This is a genomic window from Novosphingobium sp. ERW19 (assembly GCF_012641315.1).
GTDB lineage: Bacteria > Pseudomonadota > Alphaproteobacteria > Sphingomonadales > Sphingomonadaceae > Novosphingobium.
Map to the genome: position 1 here is coordinate 292,364 of NZ_JABAIC010000005.1, position 14,793 is coordinate 307,156.

At 63.4% G+C, this 14,793-nt stretch carries 15 protein-coding genes; 3 read left to right on the top strand and 12 right to left on the bottom strand.

All coding sequences use genetic code 11. The annotated features are described in order from the left end of the window. The first annotated feature begins 20 nt into the window (after positions 1–20). Positions 21–791: an SDR family oxidoreductase gene (locus HGI46_RS12275; protein WP_168904403.1), complete on the top strand. Its 771-nt coding sequence runs from the start codon at positions 21–23 to the stop codon at positions 789–791. 46 nt (positions 792–837) lie between these two features. Here the strand turns inward: HGI46_RS12275 and HGI46_RS12280 are convergent, their stop codons facing one another. From HGI46_RS12280 to HGI46_RS12290, 3 genes are all read right to left on the bottom strand, one after another. Next, positions 838–1,500 (bottom strand): TetR/AcrR family transcriptional regulator, encoded by a 663-nt coding sequence (locus HGI46_RS12280; protein WP_168904404.1) that lies wholly within the window; start codon positions 1,498–1,500, stop codon positions 838–840. Positions 1,501–1,561: 61 nt separating this feature from the next. Further along, positions 1,562–2,413 (bottom strand): hypothetical protein, encoded by an 852-nt coding sequence (locus HGI46_RS12285; protein WP_168904405.1) that lies wholly within the window; start codon positions 2,411–2,413, stop codon positions 1,562–1,564. 35 nt (positions 2,414–2,448) lie between these two features. Then, positions 2,449–3,501, bottom strand: a complete 1,053-nt coding sequence (locus HGI46_RS12290; RefSeq protein ID WP_168904406.1) for a hypothetical protein — start codon at positions 3,499–3,501, stop codon at positions 2,449–2,451. Positions 3,502–4,131: 630 nt separating this feature from the next. Here HGI46_RS12290 and HGI46_RS12295 point away from each other — a divergent pair. Continuing rightward, positions 4,132–6,555: a TonB-dependent receptor gene (locus tag HGI46_RS12295; RefSeq protein ID WP_240946727.1), complete on the top strand. Its 2,424-nt coding sequence runs from the start codon at positions 4,132–4,134 to the stop codon at positions 6,553–6,555. A gap of 20 nt (positions 6,556–6,575) precedes the next feature. Next, the gene (locus HGI46_RS12300) at positions 6,576–7,370 is read left to right on the top strand and encodes an SDR family oxidoreductase (protein WP_168904408.1); all 795 of its coding nucleotides are present in this window, start codon (positions 6,576–6,578) and stop codon (positions 7,368–7,370) included. Between the two features lie 9 nt (positions 7,371–7,379). Here the strand turns inward: HGI46_RS12300 and HGI46_RS12305 are convergent, their stop codons facing one another. Genes HGI46_RS12305 through HGI46_RS12345 form a run of 9 tightly spaced genes read right to left on the bottom strand, consistent with a single transcriptional unit; the run spans position 7,380 to position 14,612 of the window. Continuing rightward, positions 7,380–7,853: a nuclear transport factor 2 family protein gene (locus tag HGI46_RS12305; RefSeq protein WP_240946728.1), complete on the bottom strand. Its 474-nt coding sequence runs from the start codon at positions 7,851–7,853 to the stop codon at positions 7,380–7,382. Between the two features lie 5 nt (positions 7,854–7,858). Then, positions 7,859–8,392, bottom strand: coding sequence for a nuclear transport factor 2 family protein (locus HGI46_RS12310; RefSeq protein WP_118075414.1), 534 nt, complete (start codon positions 8,390–8,392; stop codon positions 7,859–7,861). 7 nt (positions 8,393–8,399) lie between these two features. Next, entirely contained in the window at positions 8,400–8,930 is a 531-nt protein-coding gene (locus HGI46_RS12315; protein ID WP_168904409.1) for an SRPBCC domain-containing protein, read from the bottom strand. A gap of 14 nt (positions 8,931–8,944) precedes the next feature. Further along, positions 8,945–9,715 carry an SDR family oxidoreductase gene (locus HGI46_RS12320; protein WP_168904410.1) on the bottom strand — a complete coding sequence of 257 codons (771 nt, stop codon included), beginning with the start codon at positions 9,713–9,715 and terminating at the stop codon, positions 8,945–8,947. 58 nt (positions 9,716–9,773) lie between these two features. Beyond that, the gene (gene dmpG / locus HGI46_RS12325) at positions 9,774–10,811 is read right to left on the bottom strand and encodes a 4-hydroxy-2-oxovalerate aldolase (RefSeq protein ID WP_168904411.1); all 1,038 of its coding nucleotides are present in this window, start codon (positions 10,809–10,811) and stop codon (positions 9,774–9,776) included. Positions 10,812–10,824: 13 nt separating this feature from the next. Further along, positions 10,825–11,766 (bottom strand): acetaldehyde dehydrogenase (acetylating), encoded by a 942-nt coding sequence (locus HGI46_RS12330; RefSeq protein WP_168904412.1) that lies wholly within the window; start codon positions 11,764–11,766, stop codon positions 10,825–10,827. Between the two features lie 10 nt (positions 11,767–11,776). Continuing rightward, positions 11,777–12,571, bottom strand: a complete 795-nt coding sequence (locus HGI46_RS12335; protein WP_118075421.1) for a fumarylacetoacetate hydrolase family protein — start codon at positions 12,569–12,571, stop codon at positions 11,777–11,779. Then, positions 12,558–13,388: an alpha/beta hydrolase gene (locus HGI46_RS12340; protein WP_168904413.1), complete on the bottom strand. Its 831-nt coding sequence runs from the start codon at positions 13,386–13,388 to the stop codon at positions 12,558–12,560. Before HGI46_RS12340 ends, HGI46_RS12335 begins: the two co-directional genes overlap by 14 nt. A 12-nt stretch (positions 13,389–13,400) precedes the next feature. Next, positions 13,401–14,612, bottom strand: a complete 1,212-nt coding sequence (locus HGI46_RS12345; protein ID WP_168904414.1) for an acyl-CoA dehydrogenase family protein — start codon at positions 14,610–14,612, stop codon at positions 13,401–13,403. Positions 14,613–14,793: the final 181 nt, after the last annotated feature.

Sequence of the window (14,793 nt, forward strand, 5' to 3'; positions counted from 1 at the left end):
AGCCAAAAGGAAGGTGAGCAATGCAGGGCAGGATCCAGGATCGCGCGATTATCGTTGTTGGCGCCGGTACCGGTATTGGCGCAGCCACGGTGCAACGCCTCTGCGCCGAAGGCGCGCGAGTTTGCGTGGCCGACCTGAACTTTGCTGCAGCGCAGGCCGTGGCAGACCGCATGGTCGACGCCGGACACGAAGCCCACGCCATCGAGGTGGACATAACCGACCAGGCTGCGGTGCAGGCATGCTTTGCCGAAGCAATCGCCCGGCTCGGGCGACTGGATGGAGCGCACATCAACGCTGCAGACCTCAAGACGATCTTTTCGGACTCGGATGCGCTGGCGCTTGAACTGGAAACGTTCGACCGGACCATGGCGGTAAACCTGCGCGGGCACCTGCTCGCCACCCGCGCCGCCTTGCCGCATTTGCTGGAAAGCGGGCGCGGCGCCATTGTCTATACGAGTTCGGATGCGTCGGGGGCGGGGGAGCCGGAGCGCCCCTCCTATGCAGCGTCGAAGGCCGGCCTAAATGCGCTGATGCGCCATGTCGCAAGCAAGTGGGGGAAGCAGGGGCTTACCGCCAACTGCGTCGCTCCCGGCTTCGTGATGACGCCCGAAATGATTGCGGGCGGGGCCGTTCCCCCGGACTGGATCGACCATTGCATCGCTGCAACCCGCAGCACGCGCCTGGGGCAGGTGGAGGACGTTGCGGCGATGGTCGCCCTGCTGCTGTCCGAAGACGGCCGGTGGATCAACGGGCAGGTGATCCATGTGAACGGTGGCGCCATGCTGACCTGAGCCTTCGGATGGGGCTGCAGGTCCTGCCTGGACTGCCCAATCGCGATCAGGCGATGCTGTCGAAATAGCTTTCGATCACTGCATCGGGCATGCCGATCCCGCGCAGGCAGAACCATGTTGCCTGCCGGACAAGCTCGTCACCCTCGATGCCGTATGGTCGCGCAGCCTTGGGCAAGCCCCCTATCGCCGCCAGCATGGTGCCGACGTGCTCGATGAACATGGCTGAGGCTGGCACGTCGAGCGCTTCGCCAACGAGGCCACCCTCGGCCCGCGCAGAGGCATAGGCAGCTTCCATGGTGGCGGCGTTGCGCCTTTGCGAACGACGGTAGATCAGGCTGGCGTAAGAGCCATCTCCGGCAAGGCTCGCCAGCATCATGCGGTGCGTGTCGTCGCGCGCAGGCTCTTCCGCATCGGTGGCGCAAGCCGTGATGAAGGTGTGGATCGCGGCGGCAAGTCCCATCGGCCCTTCGCCGTTTACGCCCTGTTCGCGCCAGCGCTCGTCCTGCTCAAGGAACACCTGACGCAGAACCGCGCGGTAGAGAGCGAGCTTGCTGGGGAAATGGCGGAACACCAGCGCTTCGGAGACCTTGGCCTCGCGCGCGATCTGCAGCGTCTTGGCCCCGTCGTAGCCATGCTGCGAGAAGACCCGCCGCGCGGCAGCAACGATCTGGCCTCGGCGCTGCACGGCCGGAATTCGGGTCTTCGTCATGATTGCTCACTTACTTGGGCGGTGCAGTGAGTCAATCGCGCAGAACCAACCGTGGACCGGGCTAATGCAGGTCGGGCTTCACCAGCGCCGAGGCTGGGACACGTTCTGCCCAGAAAGCGCCTTCGAGGTCGGTATCGACATCGACCGCGCCGCGCACGCCGAGGACTTCGCGCGCCTCCGCCAGCGGCAGATGGAAGCACGGCTCGAGCTTCTTCATGAATAATGCGTCGCTGGCCTTGCCGACTACCATGCCGCGTTGGATCGCATCGGTGCAGGTGTTCCATACTTGCGGATAATGCAGCATCGTCCGCACGGTGTAGCGCAACGATCCGAAGATCTGGATCAGGCTCAGCTCGGCCGCCAGCTCCGGATTGCGGATGTGCTTGAACACGTTGGTCAGGCGGTACCAGTAGGGGACGAGCTCACCCATGAAATTGAACCCGCCGCCGCACAGGATGTGTTCAAAATCGTGCGTTTGGCCGGAGCGGAGGTTGTAGAACTCCAGCTGGCTTTTCGGTTCGCGCCACGGGGTAATCTGGATCTCGTAGTTTCCTTCGGTGATCCACTGATAGAATATCCCGCCAAGCGAGCCTGGTGCATACTGTGCGAAGTCCTCAATCGCGTATGTCGAGTAGAAACCCTCGGAGAGCCAGGCATCGAGCTCGGGATTGATCTGCCGCTCTGCCGTGAACATCTCCTCTATGGCATCGTGATCGCGCAGTTCCTCGAGGATCGGCAGGAATTCATACATTTCGGCAGGGGGCGGCAGGTCCGGCCCGTTGCGGCGCAGCAGGATCATTGCCAGCCAATCGCGCAAGCGCGGGTTGTTGAGATACTTAGACGACGACACGAGCACGCTCGATGGCGTTTCGACCGGCATGATGCCGCGGGCGAGATAGGGCATGTCTGGCATTGGTTCTGGTCCGATGCTTATCTGTTGCGGAGCGATCAGGCGGCGAAGTGTTCCTCGGGCTCGGGCGGGAAGATCGTGGGCTGGCCGGGATCATAGATCCGGGTGAGCAGGCCGATGAAGGAGGGATCGGTCAGCGGATCGGTGGGCATCCGGAACGCTTCGCCACGCTTGCGCAGGTCCGAGATGATGATGTCGAAGATCATCTCGTGGCTAAGGTCGTCGGTATGGTCGAGCGCGCGCTTCATTTCGGCCATGTCCATGTAGATGTCGGCGCCCCAGTGAACGAGGAAGCGGAATTCGTCCTCGGGGATCTTCTGTATCACCTTGCCATCTGTTGTGATCTGCCAGCCGGTGGGGTCTTCGGGATCAGCCGACATGAGGGAGTTGATCGCGAGCCCTTCAGGACGCCGCAGGGCGGCGGGACCGTTGGACTGCGCAGTGTGATACATCTTCTCGTTTTCGACCACGACGGCGCGGCCCCACATCGGCGCATGGATCTGCTGCGGCGGTTGCTGCGGTCCTTCGGGCCAATATGTGAAGCCGCCACCGGTCCTGCCGCTGTAGTACCAGGCGATGACCTGTGCCTTCTTGGCGCGCCAGCGTTCGAACAGGTTTGACTTGACCATGGTGTTCATCAGCCAGATCGGCGTGTTGTGCATCGACGCGCCGCGGAAGCGCGTGGCATCGACATGCGGGTTGTCGCCGCCCGAGCATGGCCCCTGAATGTTGAACAGCATGTTTTCTGGCGTCGCGTATCGCGCGCCCCAGTAATCCCGCACGAGGGCAAGGAAGTGGCTGTTGAAGAAACAGTCCTCGATCTCGGGATAAAATGCGGTTGCTGCGGTGCCGAAATAGCCGCGGAACACCGGTGACAGGAACATGTCCCAGGTCGGCTTGAAACCTTCCGGGACCGCACCAGACGTCGTGGCGACGACTTCCTCGGGCGATTTGAAATGCTGCGCAAGAATCAATGACCATGGCCCATTGCTGCGCACGATCTCCAGCATTCGCGCATGCTGGTCTGGAGAATAGGCATTTTCGATGACACGCGGCGCGGCGACAGGCCTGAAAACGCTGTCGGTTGACATGGGCATCTCTCCAATATGAGCGAGCGAACGCCAGGGACGATCGTTTAAAGTGTGTGTGGACGGACGGATGGCATCTAGGTCGGTCAACACGATTTCCGGGGCACTGCTGGCCGACAGGGTAGGCGGATCTGGCTGCTTCTTGGCTTTGTTTTCAATTGAACATCGATTCTTGCGCGCACCGTATGAGGTGAAACCGATCGATGAGGCATATACCTATCGCGTAGAGTAGCGGCGGTCAATTATCTGCCGACAATGCTACGCAACATTCGTATGATTTACGCTCTTGCAGTTATTTTGCGTAGTTGGTACGCTTCTTCAGCAAACAAAAGAGAATCTGGGATGAGGGGCCTGCAGCCGCCTTTGCAAGAGGCAGGCGTGCGCACTTGGGGTGCGTGCAGCACTTCTCTCATTCCAGCTATGCGTGGCGTTCTGCCGGACGCCTTGCAGGTTTGGTCTTGGAGGGAGAGGACAATGTCTGAAAAAAGCCGCATGCGTTCCGATGTAGGTCGTCGCTTCACAACCGCACTGCTGGCGGGTGCATCACTTTGCTGCGCTGCCTTGCCGCAAATCGCGAATGCTGCAGATAATGCTGCAGATGAGCAGGCTACCGATGGTGTTGCTCCCAACAACATGGAGATCATCGTTACGGCCAACCGCCGCGAAGAGCGCGCGCAAGACGTGCCGATCTCGATCACCGCAATCAGTGCCGAGAGCATCCGCGAACGCGGCTTGACACAGCTGCAGGACCTGCAGGCTTCGGTCCCCTCGCTGGTGGTGGGGCCGAACGGCCAGGCTTCGCGTGACGTGATGTCGCCATCGATCCGTGGCCAGAGCGCGTCTTTCCAGGGTTCACCTGCCGTCGTCGTCTACATGAACGAAGTGCCGCTGGTATCTGCCATTACGCTTTCCGGACAGGGCGGGCCGGGCAGCTTCGTCGATCTGCAGAACGTGCAGGTGCTGGCCGGCGCACAGGGCACGCTGTTCGGCCGCAATACCACCGGCGGCGCCATACTGCTGACCCCGGCCAAGCCGACCGACAAGCTGGAAGGCTATGTCCAGGCAGGCTTCGGCAACTACAGCATGGTCGAAACCGAAGCCGTGCTGAACCTGCCGATCTCGGACAAGGTCCGCCTGCGCCTTGTCGGTGCATCACGCGATCGTGACGGTTTCACGCGGGACGTGAACTGGAACAAGGATCGCGACGACCAGCACTGGCGCATGGGCCGCGTCGGGCTGTGGATCGAACCGGTCGAGGGCGTCACCAACTACACGCTGGGCTACTACGGCAAGTCGCACAGCAATGGCACCGGTTCGATCGCCAAGAACTTCAACACCAACTACTTCGTCGGTCTGGCAACGCGGCCGATCCCGGTCGCTCCGGGCGTGTCCCTGCCGCTGGGCGCGATTGCGCCGACGTTCAATTTTTGTGGTGCTGGTACCGGCCCTGCCAACTGCAGCTTCTATACCAACCTGCTCAACCAGCAGAATGCACGCGGCATCCGCCAGACGGCGCACGGGCTCGACAGTTTTGCCAAGCTGGAATCGTGGGGCATCAACAACACAACCGACATCGAACTTTCGAGCACACTGAAGCTGCGCAACATTTTCAGCTATGCCGAGCTGAAGTCCTATTACGCCAACGATCAGGACGGCACCATCGCCCCAGTCTATGACACCGGCACCACGGTCGAAAGCCGCACTGCGCCGCGCGACTGGTACAAGCAGGTGACCGAGGAACTGCAACTGCAAGGCACCGGCCTTAACGACAAGCTGACCTACACCGTGGGCGGCTTCTACTACAAGCAGAGCCCGCGCGGGACGATGGAATCCTATTCGATCAACGTCTGCGGCTTGCAGACGATAGCCGGTTGCCCGATCGGCCAGAGCCAGATTCGCGTGACCAACGAATCCAAGGCGCTCTATGCGCAAGGCTCGCTGGATTTCGGCGCGTTCTCGCCCGCGCTTGACCGCCTGCGGCTGACGGCAGGCTATCGCTATACCTGGGACACCGTGGAGGGCTCCACGACATCGTTCAGCTACGTGCCGCTGCCGGGCGGGGCGAAGTTCGTCACGGCCTGCTCGTGGAAGTCGAATCCGAACCCGACGCAGCCCATCGCCGATCCGCTCAATACCTGCCTGTTCGGCGCAAAGCTGAAAAGTTCCTCGCCCAACTGGACGATTGGGCTCGATTATCGCCCGAACGACAACATCATGGTCTATGGCAAGGTCACGCGCGGCTACAAGGCGGGCGGCTTCAACAGCTATGCCGTGTTCGAGAACACCCGCACCTTCGGGCCGGAGACCGTGACTGACTACGAAGCGGGCTTCAAGACCGACTTCAACGCTGGCGGCATGCGCGGGCGCTTCAATGTCAACGGCTTCTGGCTGGACTACAAGAACATCCAGCGCGCGGCCGGTGACTTCAACCGGGCGACCGGCGGCAATGGCGCGATCACGCTGAACAACGCTTCGGCCGAGATCAAGGGCGTCGAAGTCGAGGCGATGATCCAGCCGACGCAGAACATCGAACTGGGCGGCAACTACAGCCACCTCAGCGCCAAGTACAAATCCTTCAAGTTCGATTCGAGCTCGGGCGTGTGGGATTGTACCGCGCAGTCGATCACTTCGCCCAAGGTCTTTGCCGGGGCGGACATGACCTGCCGTCCACTGCAGTACCTCTCGCCTAACATCCTGTCGGTCTATGGCCGCTTCTCGCTGCCGGTTTCGGAAGATGTCGGCAATTTCAGCCTGTTCCTCAGCTACAACTGGACCGACAAGCAGCCGACCGCGCCGTTTTCGACCGAGCGCTTCCCGGATGGGACGATCAACGAACCGGGCGTGCTGCTGCCGAGCTATGGCCTGCTCAACGCCACGATCGACTGGAAGGGCGTGATGGGCGCGCCTGTAGACCTGAGCCTGTTCGCCACCAACATCACCAAGAAGAACTACATCATCTCGAACACCGGCATCTTCCAGACGATCGGCGCGCAGAGCGTGATCTATGGCGAGCCGCGCATGTTCGGCCTGCGCTTGCGCTACAGCTTCGGCAACTGACGAGTGAAGGAGATGGCGGCGTGACGGGAAGACTATCTGGGCGCGCCGCCGTCATCACCGGCGGTGCCGATGGCATCGGTGAGGGAATTGCCCGCCGCTTCGCCAGGGAAGGGGCGGGCGTCGTCGTGGCGGACTACGACGCCGAGCGCGGGCCAGCGGTGGTAGACCAGCTATGCGCAGGCGGGGCGCAGGCGGTGTTCATCAAGTGCGATGTGTCCTGTCGCAACGATGTGTTCGCGGCGGTGGACCTATGCGCCGAGCGGTTCGGAGCCGTCGATATCCTCGTCAACAACGCCTATCGCGGCGAGGGTCCGGTGCGGATCGAGCGCAAGACCGACGAGCGCTTCGATGATGCGCTGAAGATGTGCCTCTACGCCACGAAGTGGGCGATGGAGCGGGCGCTGCCGCACATGAAGGCGCGGGGCTGGGGCCGGGTGATCAACATGGCCTCGCTGAACGGCGTCAACGCCCACATGGGCAGCGCAGACTACAACGTCGCCAAGGAGGCGGTGCGGGCCTATTCACGCACAGCCGCGCGGGAATGGGCGCCCTATGGCATCTGCGTCAACGTGATCTGCCCGGCAGCGGTCTCGGCCGCCTATCGTCGTTTCGCGGAAATGGCACCCGACGTGGCGAAGGCGACTGCAGCCGCAAACCCGATGGGCCGCATGGGCGATCCCGAGGCGGACATTGGCGGCGTCGCGCTATTCCTCGCCAGCGAGGACGCGCGGTACCTGACCGGCAACACCCTGTTTGCCGACGGTGGTGGCCATATCAACGGCGTGCCGTGGGCGCCGGATTTCGGGGACGACTGAAGCGTCGCCTCAGTTGGCGCCACTCCAGATGATTGCGGCGTCTCCGCTGTTGGTCTGCCACAGGGCATCGCGGCGGGTGATCCGCCAACCTTCGGGACGGAAGGTCCATCGGTCGATGTATTCGCCGTTCGTGTCGAACACCGGACCGCCCGTGTCACCAGGGCGCTGGTGGCGGGCCTGGACATAGGCGCGGCTGGTGGCGGTCAAGCTGCCGGGCGCAACGTCGACCGTGATGCTGCCGATCAGGTGCTGGCTTGGCCCGCAGACATCGAGGAAGCGGCGCATGTTGGCTTCAAGCGCCGCTATCCCGGAGTGTTCGCCGAGGCCGTAGTCGAAGGTGAGGTCGGCGGCGAAAACGTCTGCCAGGGCGTGCCATTGCTTTGTGTCCAGCACGCGAGCGAAGCGCGCGAGGCCTTCACGGATCGCGCGCTCGGCTTGAAGCTCGGCGATGGTCTCGTGGAGGGTGGCAGGTTCTTTGCGCAAACCGGTTATTCGTCCCAGTGGATCAGGTGGCTTATGTCGGTGCGCTCGTGCGGTTTGCGCCCGGTGGTGGCGAGGCGCTGGACGCTGGGGTTGCCTTTCATCTCGCTGAACTTGCGCAAGACTTCGATCACGCGGTCGTAGTAAGTGGATTCAATCTTCCACACCCCGCCTTCGCGGCGATAGGCGTCGGTATAGATCGCGGTGCCGAAGGTGTGGGCGTCTTTCTCGAGATCGATGAACACGTCCTGCAGGTACCACAGGCCGGTGGCGCTGTTGTCGCCAGTCACGCTGATCTCGGGCATGATGCCGATGTGCATGGCCAGCGCGCCCGAATGGAACGAGTTGGACAGGAACTCGACCATCGCCTCGCGCCCCTTGAGCGAGACCTTGTAGGTGCCGCCGTTGTAGGTGCAGGCGACGTCTGCCGTGAACAGCGCCGGCAGGGCGGCGAAATCGCCGGTGTCGATGGCGCGGAAGTAGCGGTGCTTGAGCACCTTGATCTCTTCCATGTCGGAGAGCTGCTGGAGCGTGTAGGGCATTGCGGGATCAGGCTTTCTGTTCTTGCGCGTAGAGCAATTCGGCGCGGGCCTTGAGAGCGCGGGCGCTGTCGTCGAAGGCGCGCTTTACCCATGGTCCGGCAAAGCGGAAGACGTGGATGCCGTTGTTCCCCAAGAACGCGTCCGTCGAGAAATAGCGGCATGAAGCATCGCCGGTCGGTTCGATCACCTGATCGCGGCGGGCGGGGTAGGGCCAGAAGTCCGAGTGGACCATTTCCCACGAGATCATGCGCTCGGGCTCGAACGCGCAGATGTATTCGCAGTTGGGCACGAGCGTGCCGGGCACCGCATAGTTGATCAGCGTCATGTCGACCGCTGCGCCCATCTCGAGCGTGGAGACCGCGCGCACGCAGAAGGGGTTCCATTCGGCGTAACGCGGCATGTCGGTGAGCACGGCCCAGACCAAGCGGGCCGGGGCGGCGATCTCTACCGTCTCGCTGACGGTCACGGCATCGGGATCGAAGCCCGAGACCGGATCGTCGGCAAGGGTGGGGTGGCTCTTCATCCAGTCGAGCAGCATCTCAGTGCCCTCCCTTATGCCGCGACCCAATCGCCGCCGTTTACGTCGAGCATCGCGCCGGTCACTTCCGAAGCATAGTCCGAGAGCAGGAAGTAGACCGCTTTGGCGCAATCGGCGTCGGGCGGAATGTGGCCCACCGGGATCTCGCTGGCGCGCTGCTTGCGGAAGGCTTCGGCCCCTTCGCCGAGACCCTGGATGAAGCCTTCCAATGGAGCGCCCATCATCCAGCCCATCAGCGCGGTGTTCACGCGCACGCCGGTGCCGCCGAACTCGACCGCGAGGTGGCGGGTCATGTGATTGAGCGCGCTCTTGGCCATGCCATAGCCTCCTTCGCCCGGCATAGGCTTGCGGGTGCAGAGGGTGGAGATGTTGACTATGGAGCCAGCGCCTTGCGCCTTCATCGTGGGAAAGACGGCCATGGCCATGCGCAGCGCGCCTGCCGCGCCGACATCGAACGCTTGCAGCACCTGGTCGATGTCATGCTCGATCAGCGGGCCCCAATCAGGGTGATAGTAGGCCGAATTGACCAGACCGTCGATGCGGCCCCACTGGTCGAGCGCAGCCTTGGCGGCGGCCTGGCATTGATCCATCTGCGTGACGTCGAGCGGGACGGCGATGGCCTCACCACCCGCCGCCACGATCTCGTGCGCCACTTCCTCGATCGCCTGCTTCGAGCGCGCCGTGACTACGACCTTGGCGCCTTCCTTTGCCGCACCCCGGCACGCGGCCTGGCCCATGCCGGGGCCGGCGCCGGTGATGATGACGACCTTGTCCTTGAGGATCATGGCACTTCTCCCGGTAGGGCGGGGGCTAATGGCCCTCTCGCCGTTTGCTTGCTTAAAGTCAGGCTTGCGCTTTGAGCATGTCGAGCGCGACGTCGACGATCATGTCTTCCTGTCCGCCGACCATCTTGCGGCGGCCGAGTTCGACGAGGATCGCGCGGGTATCGAGGCCATAGGTCTCGGCGGCCTTCTCGGCATGGCGCAGGAAGCTGGAGTAGACCCCGGCATAGCCCAATGCCAACGTCTCGCGGTCGACGCGGACCGGGCGGTCCTGCAGCGGGCGCACGAGATCTTCGGCGGCGTCCATCAGCATCATCACGTCGCACCCGTGGTTCCAGCCCTTGCGGTCGATGGCGGCGATGAACACTTCGAGCGGGGCATTACCCGCGCCTGCGCCCATGCCGGTAAGCGAAGCGTCGATGCGCACCGCGCCGCACTGTGCGGCAACGATTGAGTTGGCGACGCCAAGGCCGAGGTTGTGGTGCGCGTGCATGCCGCGCTGGGTTTCGGGCTTCAGCACGCGGTCATAGGCTTCGAAGCGCGCGCGCACGCCATCCATGTCGAGCGCGCCGCCGCTGTCCGTGACGTAGACGCACTGCGCGCCGTAGCTTTCCATGAGCAGGGCTTGGCTGGCCAGGGCATCGGGCTCGATCATGTGGCTCATCATCAGGAAGCCCGAGACGTCCATGCCGAGATCGCGGGCAATGCCGATGTGCTGCTTCGAAACGTCAGCCTCGGTGCAGTGCGTGGCGACACGGACCGAGCGGACGCCGATATCGTAGGCGCGGCGGAGTTCCTCGACTGTGCCGACGCCGGGCAGGATCAGCGTGGTCAGCACGCACTTGTCGAGCACGTCGGCTACGGCTTCGAGCCATTCCCAGTCGGTGTGCGCGCCGAAGCCGTAGTTGAAGCTGGCGCCAGAAAGGCCGTCGCCATGGGCGACCTCGATGGCGTCGACGCCTGACTTCTCGATGGCCGCGGCAATCGCGCGGACGTGGTCGATGCCGTACATGTGGCGCACGGCGTGCATGCCGTCACGCAGGGTCACGTCCTGGATGTAGAGCTTGTCGCCGCGTTCGACGTTGAAGGTTGCAGTCATCGTCCGGTCTCCTTCAGGCAGCAGCAGCGGCCATGCGGCGCGCGGCGAGCAGTTCACCGGTGGCCTTGGCGGCGGCGGTCATGATGTCGAGGTTGCCGGAATAGCTGGGCAGATAGTCGCCCGCGCCTTCGACTTCGAGCATAATCATCGACTTGATGCCGGTGAAATCGCCCTGGCCGGGGATCTTCAGCCTGTTGTTGTCACCGAAACGCTCGAACTGGACTTCCTGCTTGAGGCGGTAGCCGGGGACGTACTTCTGCACTTCGGCTACCATGTCTGCCACCGAACGGCGGATAGCATCCTCGTCACCGCCCTCGGACAGGGTGAACACGGTATCGCGCATGATCATCGGCGGCTCGGCGGGGTTGAGGATGATGATCGCCTTGCCCTTGGTCGCGCCGCCGACCTGCTCGATGGCGCGGGCGGTGGTGCGGGTGAACTCGTCGATGTTGGCGCGGGTGCCGGGGCCGGCCGAGCGCGAGGAGACCGAGGCGACGATCTCGGCATAGTGGAGCTTTTCAGACACGCGGGCAACGGCGGCGACCATCGGGATCGTTGCCTGACCGCCGCAGGTCACCATGTTGACGTTGGGCTGATCGAGGTGCTGGCCCATGTTGACCGGCGGCACGGTGAACGGACCGATTGCGGCGGGGGTAAGGTCGACAACCTGAATGCCGTCGGCGCGCAGGGCCTCGTCGTGGACCTTGTGGGCGTAGGCGCTGGTCGCATCGAAGGCGATGCCGATGTCCTTGTAGAGCGGATGCTTGCGCAGGCCTTCGAGGCCTTCATGCGTCGTCGCAATCCCGTGCTCGCGTGCCATGGCGAGGCCCTCCGACTTCTCGTCGATGCCGACGACGATGGCCAGCTCCATGTTCTGCGGGTACTTGATCATCTTCATCATCAGGTCGGTGCCGATATTGCCCGAGCCGATGATCGCGGCCTTCACGCGTGCCATGGAGTGTTCCTCAAACGAAGTTGGCGACGCAGGTGCCGAGCGGCCCTGCATCGTTGCTGAGCGTCATTTCGAAGCGGTCGCCCTTCACGGCGGGCGCGAGCGGGACGAGCGAACCTGACAGGATCACGTCGCCCGCATCGAGCGTCACGCCATAGGCGCCGAGGGTGTTGGCGAGCCAGGCCACCGCCTGCGCCGGATCGCCCTGCACGGCATGGCCATAGCCTTCGGACAGGGGCGCGCCGTTCTTGGTGACGGCGACGTGGAGGTTCGGCAGGTCAAACCCTGCGGGATCGAGACGTTCCTTGCCGATCACGTAGACGCCGCAGGAGGCGTTGTCGGAGACGGTGTCGACGATCTTGATCTTCCAGTCGTCGATGCGGCTGTCGACGATCTCGAAGCAGGGTGCGATGCTCTCGGTCGCGGCGAGAACGTCGGCGGCGGTGATGCCGGGGCCGTTGAGGCTGCTCTTGAGGATGAACGCGATCTCGGCCTCGGCGCGCGGGGCGATGAGCGCCTTGGCGTCGACGTCGATATCGCCTTCGACATGCATCCAGTCGGTCAAGAAACCGAAGTCTGGCTGGTGCACGCCGAGCATGTCCTGCACGGCTTTGCTGGTCACGCCGATCTTCTTGCCGACGACCTTCTCGCCATCGGCGACGCGGCGCGACAGGAAATCGAGGTTGATTGCATAGGCGTCATCGATCGTCAGCGAGGGGTCCTGCTCGATAAGCGGGGCGATGGTCTTGCGGGCGCGCAGTGCGTCGTAAAGCGCTGCGCCATAGTGCTGGATCTTATCGACGGGCATTGAGGAACTCGATGGCATAGGCGTTGAATTCGGCGGCGCGTTCGACCTGCACCCAATGGCCGGTACGCCCGAAGATAATGGCGCGGACATCGGGGCAGTGATCGAGGAACAGGCGCGAGTGCGCTTCCGGGCAGAACTCGTCGTTGAGGCCCCACAGCACGAAGACCGGCTGGGTGATCTCGGGCAGGCGTGGCGAAAGGTCGGGCGTGCGCATCCGCACGAGCACGTCCTTGGGCTGGGTGCGGGCGACGGCGAAACGCTCTTCCACCAATGCGTCGGGAATGTTCGGCGCAAAATCAGGGTGGACGAGGTTCGAGACGAGGCGCTTCTGTTCGGCCAGGTCGAAGTCCGGACCGCCGAAGCTGGAGACCATCTTGGTGATGCCGGGCATGACGAAGTAGGCCTCGCGCTCGGCCACGCATCCCGGCGCCATCAGCACGAGGTTGCGGGTAAAGCCGGGGTGGTCGAGCGTCATCAACAGGGCAATGCCGCCACCGAGCGAATTGCCAACGAGGCTCGCGCTGGTCACGCCATGCGCGACGAGTGCCTCGTAGACCGTGTCGGTGAACAGCTGCAGCGTGTAGTCGAGTCCTTCCGGCTTCGACGAGCCGCCGTAGCCGATCAGGTCGGGCAGGATCACACGATAGCCAGCATCGACAAAGGCATCGATGTTCTGGCGGAAGTTGGATGCGCCCGATGCGCCGGGGCCGCTGCCGTGCAGGAAGACGACCGCAGGCGCGGAAGGATCGCCCGCTTCGGCGATGACGATATCGTAGCCACCGGTAACGCTGTGGCTGGCGGTCTTGAGATCAGCCATGGGCGCGCTCGCTCAAAGGAAGGTGAAGGAAGGTTCGCGGCCGAGCATGCCGCCGACGAGATCGGCAGTGCGGTTGGCCGGATCGTTGGCGACGTGGGCGCGGCCTGCGTGGAGATCGAGCCATGGCTGCAGGATCGGGCTGGACATGTAGATCGCCCGGCCGCCGAGCAGCTTGACCATGTCATCGACCAGATCTGCCATGCGGCGCACCACGCTGGCCGAGTTGTAGGCGTAGAACGTGCGCTTCTCCATCGGGATGGACTCGCCGCGCTCGGCATGGGCCATGAGGTCCTCGAAGGTGAGGCGCAGGGTCTGCTCCATCTCGGTGACCTCGGCGTGGGCGCGGGCGATGGCCGCGTTCATGAAGGGATCGTCCTTTGATGCCTTGCCGGTATTGGTCGAGACGCGGCTCTGCGAGATCTCGACAGCGGCGTTGATTGCCGCGCGCGCGCCGCCGAAGGCCGCGGTCGAGACCGAGCGCATGAACACCTGCGCCCAGGGCAGGGTGTAGAGCGGGCCGGGGTTGGTCTCTTGCCCCGGATTGGCGCAGAGGAAGCCGTCGATCGAGCGGTGCGTGCGGTGTTCGGGCACGAACACGTCGTCGACGATCACGTCATGGCTGCCGGTGCCCTGGAGGCCGAAGACATGCCAGGTGTCAGTATCGATGGTATAGTCCGCACGCGGCAGCAGGAATGCGCGCATGTCCGGCGCGCCGCCTGCCTCGCGCGGCGGGACCATCGCGCCCAGTACGACCCACTGGCAGTGGACCGATCCGGTGGAGAAGCCCCAGCGGCCCGACAGGCGATAGCCACCCTCGACCGGGGTGACCTTGCCGACGGGCTGGTAGGACGACGAGACCAGCGTCGAGCTATCCTCGCCCCAGACTTCGGCCTGCGCCTCTTCGTGGAACAGCGCGATTTCGTAAGGATGGCAGCCGACCACGCCGTACATCCAGCCGGTGGACATGCAGCCTTCGGCAAGCGCCCTCTGCACGTCGTAGAACACGTTAGGGTGCATTTCGTAGCCGCCCCAGCGCTTGGGCTGAAGGATGCGGAAGAAACCGGCTTCGTGGAATTCGGCAATGGATTTTGCCGGAACGTCGCGCCCGGCGACGCATTCAGCCGCGCGTTGGCGCAAGGCGGGGATCATGGCCCTTGCCCGGGCGACGAGCTCTTCGCCCGACGGGATCGAGCTTTCGAGCGAAATTGCAGCTGCGCTGGCCATGAGCGGCCTCTCCTCCGGTACGACTTTCGACTCACGCAATGCTTGACGTGGCAATGCATTCGTAAAAAGATATCGCAACAGATACGCAAATCGTCAATCAAAAAGCATATCGGCTTTTGATCTTGATAAAATTGCGGCTCGTTGCACGTGAAGGACTAGCGGCGTTCACCTGCTGCCGGTG

Excerpts from the sequence above, each read along its gene's own strand:
- HGI46_RS12275 (WP_168904403.1), top strand. The coding sequence starts at position 21 with ATGCAGGGCAGGATCCAGGATCGCGCGATTATCGTTGTTGGCGCCGGT.
- HGI46_RS12280 (WP_168904404.1), bottom strand. The coding sequence starts at position 1,500 with ATGACGAAGACCCGAATTCCGGCCGTGCAGCGCCGAGGCCAGATCGTT.
- HGI46_RS12285 (WP_168904405.1), bottom strand. The coding sequence starts at position 2,413 with ATGCCAGACATGCCCTATCTCGCCCGCGGCATCATGCCGGTCGAAACG.
- HGI46_RS12290 (WP_168904406.1), bottom strand. The coding sequence starts at position 3,501 with ATGTCAACCGACAGCGTTTTCAGGCCTGTCGCCGCGCCGCGTGTCATC.
- HGI46_RS12295 (WP_240946727.1), top strand. The coding sequence starts at position 4,132 with ATGGAGATCATCGTTACGGCCAACCGCCGCGAAGAGCGCGCGCAAGAC.
- HGI46_RS12310 (WP_118075414.1), bottom strand. The coding sequence starts at position 8,392 with ATGCCCTACACGCTCCAGCAGCTCTCCGACATGGAAGAGATCAAGGTG.
- HGI46_RS12315 (WP_168904409.1), bottom strand. The coding sequence starts at position 8,930 with ATGCTGCTCGACTGGATGAAGAGCCACCCCACCCTTGCCGACGATCCG.
- HGI46_RS12320 (WP_168904410.1), bottom strand. The coding sequence starts at position 9,715 with ATGATCCTCAAGGACAAGGTCGTCATCATCACCGGCGCCGGCCCCGGC.
- dmpG (WP_168904411.1), bottom strand. The coding sequence starts at position 10,811 with ATGACTGCAACCTTCAACGTCGAACGCGGCGACAAGCTCTACATCCAG.
- HGI46_RS12330 (WP_168904412.1), bottom strand. The coding sequence starts at position 11,766 with ATGGCACGCGTGAAGGCCGCGATCATCGGCTCGGGCAATATCGGCACC.
- HGI46_RS12335 (WP_118075421.1), bottom strand. The coding sequence starts at position 12,571 with ATGCCCGTCGATAAGATCCAGCACTATGGCGCAGCGCTTTACGACGCA.
- HGI46_RS12340 (WP_168904413.1), bottom strand. The coding sequence starts at position 13,388 with ATGGCTGATCTCAAGACCGCCAGCCACAGCGTTACCGGTGGCTACGAT.
- HGI46_RS12345 (WP_168904414.1), bottom strand. The coding sequence starts at position 14,612 with ATGGCCAGCGCAGCTGCAATTTCGCTCGAAAGCTCGATCCCGTCGGGC.